Source organism: Embleya sp. NPDC001921, assembly GCF_053594475.1.
The window spans coordinates 18,878-38,231 of the sequence record NZ_JBSFEO010000034.1 but is presented as its reverse complement, the minus strand read 5'-3'; the positions used below and the strand labels follow the sequence as shown (position 1 = coordinate 38,231).

Below are 19,354 nucleotides of genomic sequence, written 5' to 3'. Positions count from 1 at the left end.
CTAATCTGGTCGGCGGGCGACTCGTGTCCCAACCGTGTGGGGGCGGGGGACGCCGGTCGGGCACAAACGTTCCGATGCTGCTCACATCGGGACCGCGAGGTGGGGGCCGGGCGATGGTCAATCGTGCATCGACCCTGCGCGCCGAGGAGATCGATGTCGATCTCGCACGTGCGTGGGACGAATTGGTGGTCGGGCGGGGGGTCCAGGCAGACGTCTTCGACACCCACGCCTGGACGTCGTCGTGGCTGGCGAGCCGTCCGCAGCGGGCCGAACACGTGCGCATACCGGGCGTGTTCGACGGAGACCACCCGCTTGCCCTGCTGCCGCTGGAGTTGGACTCGACCGGCCGCGCGCACGAACTCGGGCGCGGCCAACGCGAGCGGACACGTGTCGTCATCGGCACCACCGATCCGGAACCGGCCGTGCTCCACGAACTCGCGGCGGAACTGCGACGCGGCGGGATCCGGGAACTGACGCTGTACCGGATGGCCGGCCGCGACCCCGCCACGCACGCCCTGCTGGACGCGCTGCGCGAGGCGGGCTACGCGGTGGACGTGCGCGAACGGATGACCGACATGATCGAGACCACCACCGACGGATGGTCCGCCTACCGGGCCCGCCACCGAGGCTTCGACAGCGCGGTCGGGCAGACCACCCGCCGGGCCGGACAACTGTGGAAGTTGCGGGTCTCCGCGTTCGGCGCACCCGGCACCCCGCCGCTCACGGCCGGCCTGGCCGACCACGAGGAACTGTTCGACCTGAGCTGGAAGGGCCGGCTCGGCGCCTCACCCGAACGCCGCCGACTGCTCACCCACGCGCTCGACGCGCGCGGCATGGCCCGGCTGTACGTGCTCTACGCCGACGACCGCGCGATCGCGTCCTGTCTGGGCGTACGGATCGGCCCGGTCGTGCACTGGCACACCGTCGCCTACGACCCGGCCGCCGCGATGCTCTCACCGGGCAACGTGGTGCACTGGCGCGCCCAGGAACTGGCTTTCGCGGAGGGCGGATTGACCCTGATCGACCTGCTGCCCGGAGCCAGCCCGCTCAAGGACCGGATCAGCACCGAACGGCCCCCGCTGCTGGACGTGTGCGCGGCCCGGGTACCGCGCCGGGTGTTGCCGCTGCTGCGCGGCGCCCGCGAGGTGCAGCGCGCGGTGCCGATCGCCGCCCGGGCCCGGGTCCGCGGCCTGCGCGCCCGGGCGAGCGCGAGCGAACTCGGCTCCTTGGGCATCCCCCGCCGGCTCGAGGCGAGACCCGCCACCGAGGTACCGGCCCTGCCCAGTCCGGAACTGACGCTGGACCAGCCCACGCTGCGACTGCTCACCGTGGCCTGCGCCCGCAGGGGCCCGCAGGAGATGCGCGCCGAATGGGGCCCGCACGACCGCTGGTACCGGATCGGCGCCGCTCCGCTGGCGGTGGCCCGGGTCGACACCGGCGAAGTCGTGCCCACCCTGCGCGAGGTCGTTCGCTACGACCCGACCTACACCCTGGAGGCGATCGCGCTGATGCTGGCCGACCTGCTCGCGTCGCCCGTCCGCTACCTGGACGCGGTGCCCGTGCGCGACCCGCGCCTGCGCTGGCCCCGCGCGTGGGGACCGCCCACGATCGGGTCCGCCACGCCCTCGGCCGCCGCCGTGTCCGCCATCGCGAGCGCACGCGCGCGCGGCGCGCTCAGCCGTGCCGAGGGGGCCTGATGCGGGCCCGTCCGATGCACCCCCTGGAGATCGACACCGCGTTCGCCGCGTCCTGGGACCGGCTCGTGGCCGCGCGCGGCGTACACGCCGACCCGTTCGACACCCACGCGTGGTTCGCCTCCACGCTGCACGGCCACCACGACCCGCTGGACGAGATCCGCGTGGTGTCCGTGCTCGACGAGGCCGACCAGCCGCGCGCGCTGCTCCCGCTGGAGCGGATCGGCGCCGACCGCTGGGGCGTGTTCTCCGCGCACCGCCGGCCGCGCAGCCACGTGGTCGTACACCCCGACGAACCGCACGGCGCCGACTCGATCGCCGACGCGCTCGCCCGCACCGGCATCCGCGAACTGCGCCTGCACCGGATGCCCAGCCGGGACCCGGAGACCCACCGGCTGATCGCCGGGTTGCGCGCGTGCGGCTACACCGTCTCCGCCCGGGAGAAGGCCTGCGACATGCTGGCCGGCGTCGAAGGCGGCTGGGCCGGCCACAAAGCCCGGTTCCGCAGCTTCGACCGCTACGCGCACCGCTTCGCCGCCCGGGTCCGCGCGCACTGGGACCTGACCGTCGACGAGATCGGCGGCGTCGGACGCGCGCACGAGCGCGACCTCGACGCCGGATTCGCGATCTACACCGACCTGTTCGCCCGCAGTTGGAAGGGCCCGCTCCAGGCCGCCGCGGCCGACGCGCGACGCGACCTGATCGCCCGCGCCGCGCGCCACGACTGGGCCCGGCTGTACATCCTGCGGGTGGACGGCGTACCCGCCGCGATGCACCTGTGGTTCCGCCTGGGCGACGTGGCCACCTGGCACTCCACCGCCTACGACGAGCGCTTCGCCGCCCTCGGCATCGGCACTGTTGTGCAATGGCAGGCCCAGGAGCGGGTGTTGAGCGAACCCTGGCCCGCCGGCAGCGGCCCGCGCCTGGTCGACCTGATGCCCACCCGCACCCCGCAGAAGTTGCGACTGGCGCCCGAACGCCCGGCGTTGTGGGACATCGAGGCGGTCCGCGACCGGCCCCTGCTCGCCGCGACACTGCCCGCGCGCGGCTTCGCCCGGGCCACCCGGATGTCGGTCGAACAACACCTGCGGGTCCGTCGCGCCAAGTCCGGCGGCCCCGAACCGACCCTGGTCGCCGAGACGGTGATCGCGCCCGCGATCAATCCACATGGCGAGGCCGGCCACAAACTTGACCCGGTACACGAGGCCGGCATCGAGGACAACCGCCCGATCGCGCTCGCCTGCGGCCACCGGGGCACCGACGTGGTCGACGCCGGGCGGGCCCGCGGCGAGACGTGGTGGCTGGTCGGTGAACAACCGCACACCCTGGTCCACCTCGGCGCCGACCGCACCGTGCACACGATCGCCGCCCTGGGCACCGACCGCGAGCGACCGCACCCGCGACACCCCGACGAGGCGGCCCGCAGCGTGGCCACCGCCCTGGGCGAGACCCTGCGCCTGTACGTGCTCGACCCCGCCGGCACCCCCGGCACCCCGCTCCGCCAGGAACCCGAACCGGTCCCGTGGCCGCTCGCCCGCACCGCTCCCACCCGGCTCACCTCGAAGGGCACCACCCGATGACCGCCATCAGCGGCGACCGCGTGCGCGCCACGCTCAAACGCGGCCTGGCCGCCACCGCCCTCGCCCGCGAGCCGGCACCCGGCGCGACGCTGCTCATCTACCACCGGGTCGGCGGCGGCACCCGCGACGAACTCGACCTGCCCGCCGAAGCGTTCCGCGCCCAACTCGACCTGCTTCCGCGCGCGCACGTGGTCTCGCTGGACACCGCCGTGGACCGGCTGGCGGCCGGAGACCGCACGCCCTCGATCGTGCTCACCTTCGACGACGGCTTCGCCGACGTGTACGCCAACGCCTGGCCCGAACTGCGGCGCCGGGCACTACCGTTCACCCTCTACCTCGCCACCGGCTGCATCGGCGAGCGGATGCGCTGGGAGGGCTCCACCGGCACCAGCGGCGGATCCCCCGCGCTGAGCTGGGACCAGGTGGCCGAACTCGCCGACTCCGGCCTGGCCACGATCGGCAACCACACGCACAGCCACGCCCGCCCCGAGGCGCTCACCGCGACCGAACTCGACACCGCCTCGGACGACATCGAACGCCGACTCGGCATGCGGCCCGCGCACTTCGCCTATCCGTGGGGCATCGCCGTCCCGGACATGGAACACGCGCTGCGCTGCCGATTCCGCAGCGCCGCCACCGGCGTGCTCGGCCGCAACCTCCCGGGCTGCGACCCGATCCGGCTGCGCCGGGTCCCGGTCCGGCGCACCGACCCACCCGCGTTCTTCCGCGCCAAACTCGGCGGTCGGCTCGCCCAGGAACGCGCCTACGCGGCCGTGGTCGGCCTGGGCAAGAAGGCCGGTGCGCATGCGTGAGCCGCGCGGTCCGGGCGGCCGACCCCTGCGGGTCGCGCACCTGACCACCATCGACATGAGCCTGGCCCTGCTCCTGCGCACCGAACTCGAGGAGGACGTCGCGGCCGGCTTCGAGACCTTCGGGATCAGCGCAGCCGGCCCCTACGTCCCCGAGGTCGAGGAACTGGGCGTCACCCACGTACCCCTGAACTCGCTCACCCGTGCCTGGAGTCCGCGCAGCGACGCCGCGGCCGCCGCCGAACTGGTGCGCACGCTGCGCCGGCTGCGCCTGGACGTGCTGCACACGCACAACCCCAAGACCGGGGTGCTCGGCCGGATCCTGGGCCGAGCAGTCGGCGTTCCGGTGGTGGTCAACACCTGCCACGGCCTGTGGATCCGCCGCGGCGACCCGTGGGCCCGCCGCGCGTTCGTGCTCGGCACCGAGGGCATCGCCGCCCGCGCCTCGCACGCCGAGCTGTACCAGAACGCCACCGACCACGCCACGCTGCGTCGGGCCGTGCCCGGATGGCGCTCGCGCGTGGTCGGCAACGGCACCGACCTGGCCCGCTTTCGACCCGATCCGCAGGCCCGCGCGGCCGTTCGGCGCGCACTGAACGTGGCCGAAGATGAACTACTGGTAGGCGGAGTCGGGCGGCAGGTTGCCGAGAAGGGCATCCTCGAGTACGTGGAAGCAGCCGGACTGCTCGCGGGCAAGGCCCGATTCGTGTGGATCGGACCGGAGGACCCGGACAAGGCCGACGCGGTGTCCCGCGCCGTGCACGGGTCACAGGTCGAGTTCCCGGGCGCGCGCGCCGACATGCCGGCCGTGTACAACGCGCTGGACGTGTTCGTGCTGCCCTCGCACCGCGAGGGATTCTCGCGATCCGCCATGGAAGCCGCGTCCTGCGCGCTGCCCATGGTGCTCAGCGACATCCGAGGTTGCCGGGAGATCGGCACCCACGGCGAACACCTGCTCCTGGCACCACCCGGCGACCCTCGCTCACTGGCCGCCGCGATCGACCGTTTGATCACCGAACCGCGGCTGCGCGCCGAACTCGGCGCCGCGGCCCGGCGCCGCGCGTTGGCCGAGTTCGACCAACGCAAGGTCGCGGGCATCTCGATCGACACCTACCGGGCCGTGGCCAAGCGCCGGGGCCTGGGCTGGACTTGACGCACACAGCGGGCGACGACCGGTGAGGGAGACACCGCCGACGCCCGGAAGACGCCACAACGAACGCCACACCAGGGGAGGGGCATGGCATGCGACGACTGTTCGACATCACCGTGGCCGTGCTGGCATTGGTCCTATTGGGGCCGGTCCTGCTCGCGATACACGCGATGATCCGCGCGACCATGGGTGGGCCGGTCCTGTTCCGCCAGACACGCAGCGGCCTGCACGGCCGAGACTTCGAGATCCTCAAGTTCCGCACGATGCACGACCCGCGATTTCCGGACGAACCCGACGCGACCCGCATCACCCGCACCGGACAGTTGCTGCGCACCACGAGCCTGGACGAACTCCCGCAACTGATCAACGTGTTGCGCGGACACATGGCGATCATCGGGCCCCGCCCGACGCTGCCCAGCCAGGTGGTGCACTACACGCGGCGCCAGCGCGGCCGGCTCGACGTGCGGCCCGGACTCACCGGCTGGGCCCAGGTTCAGGGGCGTAACGCGCTCAGTTGGCCGGTGCGGATCGAATACGACCTCTGGTACGTGCGCAACCGCAGCGCCCGGGTCGACCTGATCATCCTGTGGCGCACCATCGGAGTGTTGTTGCGCCCGACCGGGATCACCGCCGCCGGCGGGGTCAACCCGGGCTTCCCGGTGCCGGTGGCCGCGCTGCCCCCGGAGGAATCGGGCCGGGAGCCCGCGGACCGCCTCGGGAGCACCCGCCACGACCGCGGCGAGACCTTCCCGCTGCCCAGACCCATCGTGTGGACCGCGCCGATCACGCACTCCCCGGTCGACCCGACCCGGATGTTGCCTCCGCAGCGGCCCGCGGGCGACTCCCTGGCCGAAGAGGTCTCCTGAGCCCGAAGCCGAGGTGCGCACGGATGTCCGTGCCCGATCGTGGGGATCGGGCACGGACATCGCCGCGTTCGGGCCCGGATCAGCCCGTGCAGCTCGCCTGCACCTGACCGGCCGCCAGATGGGCGCCCGCGGTGCCGCCCCAGTCCACGCCGCGGGTGACCAGCTTGACGGCGATCCTGCCGTTGCTCACCGGGAAGGTGCCGGGACTGACCCAACGGCCCTTGTTCGAGACCTGGTCGACGGTGAACTTGTCGTACCAGGTACCCGTCTTGTCGTCCTCCTTGCCGCGCAGCACGTAGTACTGCGCGGGATTGCCGCCCACGTCCCGGCCGTTGCCGGCGGGCACGTACACGCTGAGCCGGCAGCTCCGGGTGGCCGAGCCGACGTCGAACCACCACAACACCCGGGCGCTCGTGTCGTCCCTGTTCTTGTCGCCGGACATCGGCACCGCGTCGAATCTGCCGTTGCAGCCGTCCTTGTTCCAGCCGCCGCTGCCCACGGTGTACCAGCCCTTGGAGCCGTCGCTGTAGCGGCCGACCTCGGCGAAACCGCTCGCGCCGCTGTTCGCGCAGCCGTAGCCCGAGATGCCGGTGAAGGTCTGCGTGGGCGCGAGCGAGCCGGGCTGGGCGGGGGGCGGGTCGGGCGGCTTCGGGGTGGAACCACCGGGCGTGTTCCCGGGTTTCGAAGCGGTGCCGCCGCCGGGCGAACCGGAGAGCGGAGTGCGCGCGCCGGGTGTGGAGCCGCCGCTTCCGAAGGCGCCGGTCGAGCCGCCCGAAGAGGCGGAACCGCCCGAATTGCCGGACCCGGCCGCACCGTTGCCGCCCGTGGGGTAGTCGGGCGGGTACGCCGATCCGCCGCCGGGAGTGCCCGCGCCGGGTGCGCCGGAGCCGCCCGGGCCCAGGTCGCCGGGCGGAACGCCCGTATCGCTCCCGGCGGTCGTGGTGTTCCGCGGCGGCGCCGAGGCGCTCGGCGGCGACACCTGCACCGGCTTGTCCTGCATCGGTGCCGCCTGCGCGACCGGCTTGCGGTGACCGCCGTCGTCACCGCCGAACTCGATCGCCGAGGCGATGGTCACCACGGCCAGACCGGCCGCCGCCAGCGCCGGCATGCCCAGGCCCACCGTCCACACCCGGCGGCCGGGTCGCAGCGGCCGCCGGGGAGTACGCACCGAGCGCGCGAAGGCGTGCCCGAAGTCGGGCTCGGGGTTGGGGGGTTCGGCCATGTCGTGCCTTTCGGGTCGGTTCGGCCGCTCACGCCTGATCGGGCGCGGCCGGAACGAGATCGGGAAGGTCGGGCGCGCGCAGCGAGACCAGGTCCGCCGCGGTCACCTCGGCCACCGCGGAGATCCGCCGGGCATGCCGCTCGGTCATCTCCTGGAAGGCCTGCCGCGCGGAGCGCCCGTTGCCGAACCGCCGATCGCGCGGGACCGAGTCGAAGTAGGCCAACAGGCCCGCGCGGGCCGACTCGTCGAGGGTGTACTCGTACGCCGCGGCCTGGTGCTCGACGATCCGGACCAGGTCGGTGGAGGTGTAGTCCTCGAACACCACGGTGCGGTTGAAGCGCGAGTCCAGGCCGGGGTTGGAGTCGATGAAGCGGTGCATCTCGTCCGGGTAGCCCGCGACGATCACCACCACGTCGTCGCGGTGATCCTCCATCAGCTTGACCAGCGTGGCGATGGCCTCCTGACCGAAGTCGCTCCCACCCGCCGAGGTGAGCGAGTACGCCTCGTCGATGAACAGCACGCCGCCGAGCGCCTTGCGGAACACCGCCGTGGTGCGCGGCGCGGTGTGCCCGACGTACTCGCCGACCAACGCGCCGCGATCGGCCTCCACCAGGTGACCGCGCGTCAACATCCCCAGCGCGGCCAGGATCCGGCCGTACAGGCGGGCCACCGTGGTCTTGCCGGTGCCCGGGTTGCCCGCGAACACCAGATGCCGGCTGAGCGGCGGCGGGGTCAGCCCGGCCTCCTCACGGCGGCGGACCAGTTGCATGAGCTGCACCAGCGTGGCCACATCGTGCTTGACCCGGGCCAGCCCGACCAGGTCGTCGAGCTCGGCGAGCAGTGTGGTCAGATCCGCCGGCGCCGGGGCCGGGTCGCCCGGCTCGGGCGCCTGGCCGGCGGGCGGCTCGCTCGCGGGCGAACTGCGCCCGGAGACCGCGGTGTCCGGCACACCGCGCGCCACACAGTCGGTGAACACCGCGGAGGTGTCGTCCGGGTCCTCGATCGTCGCGTCGCTCGGGCAGTCCCGGAAGGAGCAGTCGCGCAGGGTCGGTGCGGCTCCGGCGGCGACGTACACCGCCGGATAGGCCGAGCCGCCCACCACGCAGTGGGTGAACTCGCCCTTGGCGCCGCCCTTGAGGAAGATGCCGTTCTTGCCCGCGCCGGTCAGCGAGCCGGCCCGGACCACCGGCGCCGCGTCGGTCCACACCACCATCGCCGATCCCGCGCTGTCGGTCACCGCGCAGTCCTCGAACACGGGCGTCGCGCCCTCGTGTACGACCACCCCGGCGGTCCCGGCCCGGGCCACCCGGACCCGGCGCAGCGTGGGCCGGGCCCGCGGACCCACCTCGATCCCGGCCCGCCCGGTGACGGTGAACGCGCAGTCCTCGACCTCGGCGTCGAGATCCTCCTCGATCCGCAGTCCGGTGCCGCAGTGGTGCGCCGCGCACCCGGTCAACCGGGCGGTGCCGATGCCGCCGAGGTGCATGCCGGTCATCTCGGCGGAGCGCACCAGTACCCCGTCCGCGCCGACGCGGGCCGCGCCCGCGAGGCACAGGCCGTGTTCGGGGGTCGGGCCCAGGACGACCGCGGCGAGCTCGCCGAGGGCGTGCTCGTCCAGGTGCACGGCGGTGAACGTGGTGTCCGCGACGGCGACCCCGTCCAGGCCGACCCGGGCCCGGCCGCGCGCGAAGACGCCGTTGGCGCCGGTGGAACGGATCAGTCCGCCGATCACGTCCAGGCGGGAGTCCTCGTCGGCGACCGCGCCGCTGAGCGTGGAGGCGACGATCTGGCAGTCCAGCACGCTCGCGTGGGCCCGACCGATCGCGGCCAGCCCGGAGGCGCCCGCGCGCTCGATCGCGGTGCCGCGCATGGTCAGCTTGGCGCCGCCGCGCACGAGCACCGCGTCCTCGCCGCTCTCGGCACAGCGGCAGACGTCCAGGCCGACCGCCGCCTCGTCCTCGGCGAGCACCGCGTTGCGCGCACAGCGCAGGAAGGCGCAGCCGCGCACCTGCACGCCGGCCTCGTCCCGCGCCTCCAGCCCGATCACGGCCTCGACGATCACCGAGTCCGCGAGGGCCACGTCGGCGGAGCCGGACGCGAGTACGCCCGGCCCGTCCACGGAGAGCACCCGGCAGCCGGTCATCGCCAGCCGGGCGCGGTCCGACACGGCAATGCCGGCCACGCCGGCGCCGGATATTCGGCAGCCGCTCAGCCGGACCCGGGCGTCGTCGGCGATCTCCACCCGGCCGCCCATGACGCGGCACTCGTCGAAGGCCACCTCGGCGGTGCCGGTGACGCGTACGGCGGGCGCGTCCGCGTCGGCGGCGATCAGCACCACGCCCTCGACGCCCGCCCCGGACCCGCCGCACACGGTCAGCGCGACGTCCCGAGCACCCGTCAGGCGTACGCTCCCGGGGCCCTGTTCGGCGACCAGGACCACGGCGCGGTCCAGGACGACGTGTTCGCGGTACTCGCCGGGCGCGAGCAGGACCCGGCCGCCGTCCGGGGCGGCGTCGACCAGGTCGGCGATGGTGCGGCGCGCTGCCGCGCCCCGGTTGGCGCGGTCGCCGCGATTGCCGCGGGTACCGCCGCGGTTGCCGAACACACTCACGGCTTGGTTCCGTTCTCGGGTGTGGGGTGCGGGAGGTACTTGTCGTTCAACCCGAGCCACCCCTGGAAGAGCTTGTTGAGCTGCGCGTCGATCAGCTTCTCGCCGAGCTTGATGCCGATGTCCAGGATTCCGGACTTGCGCCAGAACCGGCCCGCCAGGTAGGCGTCCACGCCGAACTTGAGGGCGCCGGGACCGATGGCACCGCCGGCCAGCGAGCCGAGCGCCGCGACGCCGCCGTAGGCGAGCGCGTCCACGCCGGAGTGCTTGACGCCGTTCTTGTCGCCGAACACCGCAGCGTTGATCGAGCCGTTGACGAACGCGACGAGCGGGTTGACCGCCAGGCCCAGGCCGAATTTGTACAGGCCCGATCGCCAGCGCAGCGCGGTGTCGAAGTTGGCCCAGTCGGTCTTCCAGTTGTCGCCGAAGTAGGGGTTGGTGTTGAACGGCTTGCCGAAGTCGTTCGCGGTGAGTCCGTCCTTGAACTGCTTGGGGGAGAACGAGCCGGGCCGGAACTTGAGTTCGTGCAGGCGTGCCATCAGCCCGGCGAAGCTCGCGGACACCGCGGAGTTGAGGAGGATCCGGCCCCAGTCGGTGCCGGAGACGTTCCCGTCGTTGATCAGTTCGGTGATGACTCCGGCCAGCACCGAGAGGCCGAAGTCCTGGGTGAACTCCATGCCGACCTTGGTCCACACCTTCTGCTCGAAGGTCCATTCCCTGGTGCCGCGCAGCGCGTCGGGCGCACCCCAGTGCCGTCGGTTGGTGTCCGCGAGGCCTCGGTTGTAGCCGCGGAACTCGTTCAACGCGCCGTGGTGGTCGACGGCGCGTCCGACCAGCTTGAACCGCGAGTCGACGCCGGTGGCGCCGAGCTTGTCCGGGTGGGCCCAGGACTTGATGCGGTTGAGCACGCCCGGGTCGGCGGCCGGCATCTTCTCGAAGATCTTCGTGGAGAAGCCCTGGTGCACCACGACGTTGCCGTCGGCGTCGTACAACCGCTGCTGGAGGTAGGCGAGATCCTTCTCCAGGTAGCCGACCACGGTGCCCTGGTGGGTGATCGGCTCGAACGAGCGGATCCTCGTGCCGTTGCGGAGGTCGTCCCAGTGCCGGGTGTTCGGAACGCCGTCCGGGCCGATGCGATATTCGCGGATCGCGTCGCCGCGACCCTCGCGGACGGTGTGGGTGACGCCGCCCACCTCGATCTCGTCGCGCCAGTACTTGCCACCCGCGTCGACGTGGTTGACCCGGTGCCCGCCGGGATGCGGCTGGATCTCCCCGGTGCGGGTCCTGACCGTGGTCGTGTACCGGTCCGCGGCTTCGCGTTCGATCACCGCGATCCGGCCGTCGCCGAGCGACTTGTGCTCGTATACCAGGACGTCCCGGTCACCGATCCTGCGGAAGTCCTTGAACCCGTCGTCGAAGCCCTCGCCCCACATCTGCGCGCCGCCGCGGTTGGTCGTGCGGAAGCCGGTGTTCTCCGCGCCGGGCAGCGGCACACCGTGCTCGTCCAACCGCTGCCAGGTGAAGCGGCCGTCGGGCCCGCCGTCCATCCTGGCGTGCACGAAACCGCCGCCGTCGAGCGCGTCGCGGCGTTCGACGATCTGGCCGAACCGGTTGCGGTCCACCCAGGGGCCGGACGGGCCCAGATCGCCCTGGTACTCGCGGACGGTGCCCTTGCGGTCGACGACTTCGCGCACCAGGACGCGCTGATCGCTCCCCGGAACGGTCCTGTGGTCGGCCCAGCGGCGATCCGCGCCGAACTCGCGTACTCCTGTCTCGGTGCCACCCACCTCGCGCCAGGTTCCGCCTCCGCCCGGAGTGTCGGCGGTGAACTCGATCTTGCGACCGTCCAGCAGCACGCGGCTCTCGCGCAGCAGTTCGCCGTTCAGGTTGAAGTCCTGCCACGTGCCGTCCAGGCGCTGGAAGCGCACCGCACGCTCGATCGTCCCGTCGGCGGCCTTCCAGGAGACCTCCCAGTGCCGGAAGAGCCGATCGTCCCCGGTGAACAGGGCGCCGGGGAAGTCCGGCTTGCCCGGGAAGAACGGCACGTTGAAGCGCTGCTGCCAGATCCGGCGCGCCTTGAGTTCGAGGTCGCCGAACTTCGAGAAGGTCGCGGACTCCTCGTTGACGTAGTTTCGCTCGATGTAGTGCTTGAACTGCTCCGTCGGCTGCGTGCTCGGCTCGAACGAGTACTGCCTGGTGCTTCGCGCCTTGTCGGGGGCGGAGAAGAACTTCTTCCCCAGGCCGCCGCGCATCGGCGCGAATCGCTCGAAGGCGACGAGCCCGCGGTCGGCCACGTCCCGCATCGCGGCACCGGCATCGCCCTTGACGTGGGTGACCCGAGCCTTGAAGCCGAAGTTCGGATCGAACCGGAAGCGCAGTTCGCCCATGGCCTGCAGCGCGCCGTTCGCCTCCCACTTGTGCCAATTCCAGTCCCGGAAGCCGGTCTTCTCGGTGATCAGGATCCCGCCGTCCAGTTGCGGGAAGAAGTCGCGCACCTTGCCGCCGAACAGGTGACGGGCGTTGAGCTCGAAGACGCCGTCGACCACGTCGTAGGCGGTGTTGTCCCAGCGGACGTAGCGCGTGCCGGCGGCGATCGGGGATTGGGCGGCGGTCTTCTCGACCCACGTCCACTTGCCCGCGTGGTCCCGGAAGCCCTCGATCCAGCGACCGTCGTGGACGCCGGACGGATCGCGCGTGTAGACGGTCGTGCCGTCTCCGTCGACGAGTCGACGGATCCCGCTGTCCCGGCCGTCGGGGCCGGCGGGCCACTTCTCCACCGTGCCCTTGCGGAACGGCATGTGTTCCCAGCCCAGGTCGTGGCCGGCCGCGCCGCCCGCGGGGCGCATGTCCTGCCAGGTGAGGGTGACGTGATCGATGCGGCGGGTGGCGCCGGCGATCGGACCGCCGAGCGGGTATTCGAGCAGCCTGTGGCCGACCAGGTCGGGGCTGTCCCACTTCTCCCACATGCCGCGCATCCGGTCGGTCACCCTGAACTCGCCCGAGGCGGGCAGGTATTCGCCGACATGGGTGACCTTTCGGCCGCGGATGGCATTGCCCTCGACCTTGAAGGCGTCGTTCGCCCACACCTCGAAGTTGCGACCCGCGACGCCGGCCGGACCGTCGAACACCTGGAACCGACCGTCGGCCAGTTCGCGCGCGTCGGCCAGGACGGCGTGTGTGCCGTCGGCTTGGCGGGGTCCCCAGATCTGGAAGTCCCGGACCGTGTCGTCGACGCCGGAGACCCTGAAGAGGTTCCTGCCCGGGATGTGCGCGCCGTTCTTGAGCACGACCCCTTGGGCGTCCCAGATCTGGAAGCCCTGCGTCGGACCGGTCCGGGGGGCCTCGAACACCTGGTGGGTCCCGTCGCCGAGGGCGCGGGCCTGCCTGAGCACCGGGTGGGTGCCGTCGACGGTGTGCGGCCCCCAGATCTCGAAGTCGGCGTTGTGCGCGTTGGTGACCTTGAAGTCGGCCGTGCCGGGCCGGTATTCGGCGCTCCTGTGCACGCCGCCGTCGCGGCCCCAGATCTCGAAGTCGGCGCTGTGCGGGTTGGTGACCTTGAAGTCGTCCGCTGCGGGGCGGTATTCGGCGTTCCTGAGCACGCCGCCGTCTCGGTCCCAGATCTGGAAGTCGGGGCCCGATTCGTTGGTGACCTTGAAGTCGCCCGAGGCGGGCAGGTATTCGCCGCGCTTGACGGTGGTGCCGTGCCCGTCCCAGACCTCGAAGCCCTGCGTCGGCCCGGTGCGCGGGGCGTCGAACACCTGAAACGTGCCGTCACCCAGAGCCCGGCCCTGCCTGAGTACCGGGTCCATGCCGTCGGCCGTGTGCCGTGTACCCCAGATCTCGAAGTCCGCGTCGTGCGCGTTGGTGACCTTGAAGTCACCCGTCGCGGGCCGGTACTCCGCGCTCTTGAGCACGTCGCCCCGGTGGTCCCAGATCCGGAAGTTCCGGGTCGGGTCGGTGCGTGGCCCGTCGTAGACCCGGTAGGTGCCGTCGGGGCGTGCGTAGGCGTCGTGGAGAACGGGGTGTTCGCCGTCCGCGCCGCGTCGGCCCCAGATCCGGAAGTCCTCGCCCGATTCGCTCACGACCTTGAAGTCGTCCGTGGCGGGCCGGTATTCGCCCCTGGCGAGGACCGGGTGGCTGTTGTCGGCGGCACGCGGGCCCCAGACCTGGAAGGGGTCGGTGTCCCCCTTGGGCATGCCGTGCACCTGATAGGTGCCGTCGGGGAGTCGGCGGGCGTCCCCGAGCACGGGATGGATGCCGTCGGCGCCGGCCGGCCCCCAGATCCGGAAGTCCTTCGTGTCGCCGCGGGCACCGTCGAAGACGTGGTAGGTGCCGTCCGGGAGCCGCCGGGCGTCCGCGACGAGCGGGTAGCCGCCGTCCGCCTGTCGCGGCCCCAGGATCCGGAAGTCCGTCTCGCCGAGCCTGGGGCCGTCGAAGACCTGGAAGGTACCGTCGTCCAACCTGCGGGCGGTCTCCCGCACGACATGGTTGGAGACGATGTCGCCCGTTCCCGAACCCCGCTCCCAGATCCGGAAGGTGTGCGCGGTGTCCATCAGGCCGTCGAAGACCCGGAACCTCCCGTCGCCGAGGTGCTGTGCGTCGGCGAGGACGGGATGGATGCCGTCGGCGCCGCGCGGGCCCCAGACCTGGAAATCCTCGGACCCCGCCTCGGTGACCTTGAAGCGGCCGCTCTCGGGAAGGTGTCGCCCCTCCTTGAGGACGGTGCCGTCGAGGTCCCCCCAGATCCGGAAGTCCGAACCGGCACCGGGGGGTCCCGCGAAGACCTGATAGGTGCCGTCCGGAAGAAGGTAGCCGTCGTCGAGGAGGGGGCGGGTGCCGTTGGGGCCCATCGGGCCCAGCACCTCGAAGTGGTCCACGGCGTTCGGGCCGCCGAACTTGGCGATTGCCCGCTCGTGGGGCTCGGGGGCCCGATCCTGCCGTGGCCAGGCGTACGTCTCGCGGGGCCTGGTGTCGTTGACGTGCTCCACGGGCGGGAGGCCACCGCGCAGGCCCGGCAGCTTGGCCAGGGCGTCGGCGACCTTGGGGGCCGCGACCGCCGGGTCCACGCCCCACGCCTTCAACGCCGCCGCGGCGTCCGCCAGTGCGAGTCCGGCGTTGGCCCGGGTAGCCGTGGCGATCATCAGCTCGGCCCGCCCCACGCCGCCGCTGCTCTCGCCGGTGAACTGCCCGGCGCGCAGTGCCTGCTCGGTCGCGGCGGCCCGATCGAAGGCGTGTCGGGCCCGGGTGTAGTCGTGCCACGCCTCCAGTCGTGAACCGGGGAGCGGGAGCGTGGACTTGCCGCCGGGACCGGGTCCCGTGGCCACGTCGTCGAGCACCTTGGCGACCAGGTTGTCCTGCGCGGCCCCCAGGTGGGCCAGCGCGTTCGGCGGGAGCGGCGCGCGCCCGCCACCGAGGGTGTGCGAGGGCGCGGCGGGCGGCGGTACGGGCGCGGGAGCGACCTGGGGCGGGTCGGCGCGCAGCGGGACGCGCTCGCCGACGAGCGCCGACACGGTGTCCGTCGTGCCCCGACCACCCGCCAGGTCCGGACGAACGCCGGCACTGTTGCCGCCCGCGAGGTCGACCGGGGTGAACCGGGCCGATGCGGCCGGGATGTGGTCGGTGTTCCGGGGACCGCCGGCCAACAGGTTGAACGCCTTGTCCTGGTGCAGCGCGGACACCCCCGGGCCGCCGGACCCCGCGGGCGGGACGGGCGGCGCCGCCGGCGTCGACCCGACCTTGCCCGGTGCGGGTGCCAGCAGGTCGAACACGTCCACCGTGGGCGCGGCCCCGCCGACCGGCGCCGTGGGCGGCGCGAGGGTCGACGTCGAACGTACGTCGAGCGGGCGGGTGCCGGCCCCCTCGGTGAGTGCCGTCGGCGGATGCGTGGACGTCGGCGCGCCGGGCGCGGACACCGAGTGGGACGGGCTCGGGGCGTGCGTGGTGGTCGTCGGCGCGGGGACCTTGTTCGCGAGCGGGTCGGGGGCCGTCGCCACGAGGCGGTCCGTGCCGACGGTGGTCAGTGTGGTGTCGCCGTGGGTGAGCCGGCGCATCTCCGGGAGCGGGGTCATCCGTACGTCGTCGCCCAACCCGATCGCACTCTTGGCGAACGACTGGCTGCTCTCGACCGCGCCGCCGATCGTGTGCGGCGTCACGGCGCCGATGTCGAGGCCGCGCAGCGCGGACATGCCGCCGGCCTGGTTCAGCACGTCGTGCAGCGAATTCCACTGCACGTTCGGCGTGCCCACGTGGCCGACCGTGGTGCCCAGGGATTGCAGGCCCTCGTGCCCGAGCAGGGTGCGGTCGAAGGTGTACACGCCGAGTCCGTAGTGCGGGGTGTACAGGCCGCTCGCCGCCGGGACGAACACGGCGGTGTCGAACGAACTCCCCGCCCGCGCCACGCCGCCCGGGTCGAAAGCGCCGATGGACAGGTTCGGATGGCCCTTGAACAGCGCCAGGTCCTTGCCCATCGGCCCGCCGGGCGGGGCCAGGGTGGGGGTGTGCCCGCCGAGCTTGCCCGCGCCGCCCGCCGCCGCCGGCGGCACGCCCAGCGACGCGCGGACGAAGTCCTTTTGGCTGCCCAGGACACCGCGCTCCCAGAAGCCGATCCTCAGTGCCCGGGACAGGCCCAGCTTGGCGATCTCGTCACCGGCCACCGGCAGGATGATGCCCAGCGAGCCCCAGCCCTTGAGTTCGCCGAAGCCCTTCTTGGCCACCGCCCAACCGGTCTTGCCCACCCATACGATCGCCTTGAACGGCAGCACGAGCAGCTTGCCGACCAGCGCGCCGCCCTTGAAGAGCAGCGTGCCGGTGAGCAGACCCGCGTAGGCGAGCGCGAACTTCCAGCCCGCCAGGTTGAATCCCTTGAGCCCGGTGCTCAGCAGCGACAGCAGGTCGCCGGCACCCTTGAACAGGTTGACCGCGCCCTTGCCGAGCCCCACCAGCAGGTTCTTCAGGCCGCTGAGCAGCGCGGGCAGCAGCGCCTTGGTGGAGGGGAACAGCACGCCCAGGATGTTCAGGAACAGCTCCAGGCCGGTGGCCTTGCCCCGGGAGAAGTCGGCGATGGTCTTGCCCAGCACGACCAGGTTGGCGCCGAACGCCAACAGGCCCAGCGGGCCGCCGAACAGCACGCCGAGCACGGTCAGCACGATCGTGAAGATCTTGAAGAAGTCCCAGAACTCCTCGGCCACCGTCTTAGGGCTGGTCTTGAGCGCGGTGGCCGACGCCAGCGACTTGCGCGCCTTCTCGACCGCCTCCAGGTACATCGTGCGCGCCGTGGCCATGGTCGCCCGGGCCGCCGCCAGACCCGGGTCGTTCTCGGGCAGCGGGGCCGCCGCGTTCAGTGCCTCCTGGGCCTTCGCCTGGGCCGCGAGCAGGTCCGTCGAGTAGCCGGCCAGCGCGGTGCTCGCGAGCTGTGTGGCCTGGGCCAGCCTGTCCACGAACAGCTTGAGCTGGTCCTTGACGTGCGCGCGCAACTCGCCGGCCGCCTCGCCCATCAACGGCGCGCCCGCGCCCTCCTGGACCAGGCCGGCGAGTTTCGTGGAGGCGTCTCCGGCTTTCTTCGTCAACGCGGCCAGATATAGCGAGGCATCCGTGATCGAGGTCGGATCACCCGGCGTCGGGTCCGTCGTGTATCCCAGCTTTTTCAACGTCGTGGCATCGACATTGCGTGGCATGGGCCCTCCGGGCGGCGGTTCGTACGCGTCGGATGTCGCTGCTCGCGTGATGGATGTCGCACTCGCGCGGCACGGATATCGGGACCGTTGTCGGTGCGGCTCTTTATTCTCCGGCAATCTTGTCCGATGATGAGACGCGGCGCCAGTGTTCGGGCCGCCGAGCTCGCGAAGAGCCGTCGAATGGAGTTCCCTTTGCCCGATATCTCCCTGGATTACACCGAGCTTCGCAAAATGGCGAGTGCGTTGACGCTGCTCGCCAATACCTTCCGGGACGACGCGTCGAAGTTTCGCACCTATGGTTCCGGAGTACCCGGGCAGCACGGTACCGTTCCGGCGAAGGACATCGGTGGAGTGGCCGCTCCGCTCGGTTCCTTCTACACGGCCTGGTCGTTTCCGATGGGCAAGGCCGTCGACGGTCTGGAGGCGCTTTCCAAACTCCTCGGCTATGTCGCGGACGGCGCGGAGGCATGGGACGACGGGGTCGCGGCGCAATTCGCCGCGACACCGGGACGTAATCCGCTGAATCGCTGGCTGGAACAGAAGAAGACCTGGGAGGAATGGCTCGCGACCCACCCGGACGGAAAGCCCAAGGAAGGCGAGACGGCACCCCCGCAACCGAGCGCCGAACCGCCCCTGCACTACACGAGCACCGACAAGAACGGCGTCACGACCGAGGTCACGGTCAAGGTCGACGCGAACTACAACGTCACCGAGCAGACGGTGACCATCACCGACCACGGCAGCACCTACACCGAGCACACCACGTACGGCGCGGGCGGTGCCTACGACACCGTCACCACCGGCCGCGACGGCTCGGTGACCACGGAAAAGGTCACGGTCGACGGTGCGGGGCGGGGCACCAAGACGGTCACCGACAAGGACGGCACGACGGTCTACACCACCCCGAACCTCAACGACCCGAAGGCCGAGTGGACCAAGGTCGTCAAGGACCCGCCGGCGCACCGTCCACCGATCGGCGGCGGACGTCGCGAGATGTAGCGCCCGCGAATTGTTTCGAAAGCGTCACCACATGCCGGCGAAGGAGTTCCCATGCCCAGCGACTTCAAGATCACCTACGACCAGGTGCGGACCGCCCAACTCGAAATGACACGGGTATCCGAGGCCGCCGTCCTGGAAATCCGCCGACTCCAGGGAAAGGTCGACGGATTGCTCAAGCCCGGTTCCGGCCTGTGGCTCAAGCTCAGCAGCGAGGAACTCAACACCAAATACAAGACCCTGAGCACGGACCTGGAAAAGGCAATCTTTACGATCGGCACTTTCTCCGGTCAATTCGACAAGATTGTCGAGGCGGCACGGAAGCTCGACGAATCGATGAAGGCGGCTCTCCAGAAATCCGCTTGAGCACATCGATCAATCCCTGAACATCACCCCTCCACCTCGGAACGGATTGACATGACCACTCCCCTGGGTACGGATGTCGACGTCAATATCGCGGAGGTCCAACTGGTCTCCGACGACATGGTGCAAAGCGCGGCCAACACGCAGACGGCATTGAAGAGTCTGCGGACCACCGTGACGACGTTGCTGAACCCCGACGGTGGCCTTTATCTGCGGAAGACCAGCCCGCAGATGACCCAGTCCTATGACGAGCTGACCAACTCGCTCGACAAGGCGATGGTTTCGATCAAGCAGTTCAGCGACACCTTCCAGGTCGTCGTGAACAATTTGCGGAGCCTGGACGGCGAGGACGTCCCGCCGCCGGCTCCGCACAATGCCTGACCCGACCCGCGA

At 71.6% G+C, this 19,354-nt stretch carries 11 protein-coding genes; 8 read left to right on the top strand and 3 right to left on the bottom strand.

Going from position 1 to position 19,354, the window contains the following annotated elements:
• Window positions 1–113: 113 nt before the first annotated feature.
• The 5 genes from ACWCPW_RS33195 (at window position 114) to ACWCPW_RS33175 (ending at window position 6,099) form a co-directional block, all read left to right on the top strand.
• Entirely contained in the window at window positions 114–1,697 is a 1,584-nt protein-coding gene (locus tag ACWCPW_RS33195; RefSeq protein WP_449765265.1) for a GNAT family N-acetyltransferase, read from the top strand.
• A complete protein-coding gene (locus ACWCPW_RS33190; protein WP_449765264.1) occupies window positions 1,697–3,274 on the top strand; it encodes a GNAT family N-acetyltransferase in 1,578 nt (525 codons plus the stop codon). Before ACWCPW_RS33195 ends, ACWCPW_RS33190 begins: the two co-directional genes overlap by 1 nt.
• On the top strand, window positions 3,271–4,086 hold the full coding sequence (locus tag ACWCPW_RS33185; protein ID WP_449765263.1) for a polysaccharide deacetylase family protein: 816 nt from the start codon (window positions 3,271–3,273) through the stop codon (window positions 4,084–4,086). The genes ACWCPW_RS33190 and ACWCPW_RS33185 overlap by 4 nt, the downstream gene beginning before the upstream one ends.
• Entirely contained in the window at window positions 4,079–5,236 is a 1,158-nt protein-coding gene (locus ACWCPW_RS33180; protein ID WP_449765262.1) for a glycosyltransferase, read from the top strand. The genes ACWCPW_RS33185 and ACWCPW_RS33180 overlap by 8 nt, the downstream gene beginning before the upstream one ends.
• Window positions 5,237–5,325: 89 nt before the next feature.
• A complete protein-coding gene (locus ACWCPW_RS33175) occupies window positions 5,326–6,099 on the top strand; it encodes a sugar transferase (protein ID WP_449765261.1) in 774 nt (257 codons plus the stop codon).
• Between the two features lie 79 nt (window positions 6,100–6,178).
• Here the strand turns inward: ACWCPW_RS33175 and ACWCPW_RS33170 are convergent, their stop codons facing one another.
• From ACWCPW_RS33170 to ACWCPW_RS33160, 3 genes are read right to left on the bottom strand one after another with little or no spacing between them, the layout of a single operon-like run.
• On the bottom strand, window positions 6,179–7,321 hold the full coding sequence (locus ACWCPW_RS33170) for a hypothetical protein (RefSeq protein WP_449765260.1): 1,143 nt from the start codon (window positions 7,319–7,321) through the stop codon (window positions 6,179–6,181).
• 28 nt (window positions 7,322–7,349) lie between these two features.
• The gene (locus tag ACWCPW_RS33165) at window positions 7,350–9,932 is read right to left on the bottom strand and encodes a right-handed parallel beta-helix repeat-containing protein (RefSeq protein WP_449765259.1); all 2,583 of its coding nucleotides are present in this window, start codon (window positions 9,930–9,932) and stop codon (window positions 7,350–7,352) included.
• Complete coding sequence (locus ACWCPW_RS33160) at window positions 9,929–17,602, bottom strand: hypothetical protein (RefSeq protein ID WP_449765258.1); 7,674 nt, start codon at window positions 17,600–17,602, stop codon at window positions 9,929–9,931. The genes ACWCPW_RS33165 and ACWCPW_RS33160 overlap by 4 nt, the downstream gene beginning before the upstream one ends.
• 87 nt (window positions 17,603–17,689) lie before the next feature.
• Between ACWCPW_RS33160 and ACWCPW_RS33155 the strand changes: the two genes are divergently transcribed.
• From ACWCPW_RS33155 to ACWCPW_RS33145, 3 genes are read left to right on the top strand one after another with little or no spacing between them, the layout of a single operon-like run.
• Window positions 17,690–18,601 carry a hypothetical protein gene (locus ACWCPW_RS33155; RefSeq protein WP_449765257.1) on the top strand — a complete coding sequence of 304 codons (912 nt, stop codon included), beginning with the start codon at window positions 17,690–17,692 and terminating at the stop codon, window positions 18,599–18,601.
• 51 nt (window positions 18,602–18,652) lie between these two features.
• Window positions 18,653–18,964 (top strand): hypothetical protein, encoded by a 312-nt coding sequence (locus ACWCPW_RS33150; protein ID WP_395859348.1) that lies wholly within the window; start codon window positions 18,653–18,655, stop codon window positions 18,962–18,964.
• A gap of 51 nt (window positions 18,965–19,015) precedes the next feature.
• Window positions 19,016–19,342, top strand: a complete 327-nt coding sequence (locus ACWCPW_RS33145) for a hypothetical protein (RefSeq protein WP_395859347.1) — start codon at window positions 19,016–19,018, stop codon at window positions 19,340–19,342.
• The last annotated feature ends 12 nt before the right edge of the window (window positions 19,343–19,354 follow it).

Coding starts and splice junctions, on each gene's coding strand:
- ACWCPW_RS33195 (WP_449765265.1), top strand. CDS start 114: ATGGTCAATCGTGCATCGACCCTGCGCGCCGAGGAGATCGATGTCGAT.
- ACWCPW_RS33190 (WP_449765264.1), top strand. CDS start 1,697: ATGCGGGCCCGTCCGATGCACCCCCTGGAGATCGACACCGCGTTCGCC.
- ACWCPW_RS33185 (WP_449765263.1), top strand. CDS start 3,271: ATGACCGCCATCAGCGGCGACCGCGTGCGCGCCACGCTCAAACGCGGC.
- ACWCPW_RS33180 (WP_449765262.1), top strand. CDS start 4,079: ATGCGTGAGCCGCGCGGTCCGGGCGGCCGACCCCTGCGGGTCGCGCAC.
- ACWCPW_RS33175 (WP_449765261.1), top strand. CDS start 5,326: ATGCGACGACTGTTCGACATCACCGTGGCCGTGCTGGCATTGGTCCTA.
- ACWCPW_RS33170 (WP_449765260.1), bottom strand. CDS start 7,321: ATGGCCGAACCCCCCAACCCCGAGCCCGACTTCGGGCACGCCTTCGCG.
- ACWCPW_RS33160 (WP_449765258.1), bottom strand. CDS start 17,602: ATGCCACGCAATGTCGATGCCACGACGTTGAAAAAGCTGGGATACACG.
- ACWCPW_RS33150 (WP_395859348.1), top strand. CDS start 18,653: ATGCCCAGCGACTTCAAGATCACCTACGACCAGGTGCGGACCGCCCAA.
- ACWCPW_RS33145 (WP_395859347.1), top strand. CDS start 19,016: ATGACCACTCCCCTGGGTACGGATGTCGACGTCAATATCGCGGAGGTC.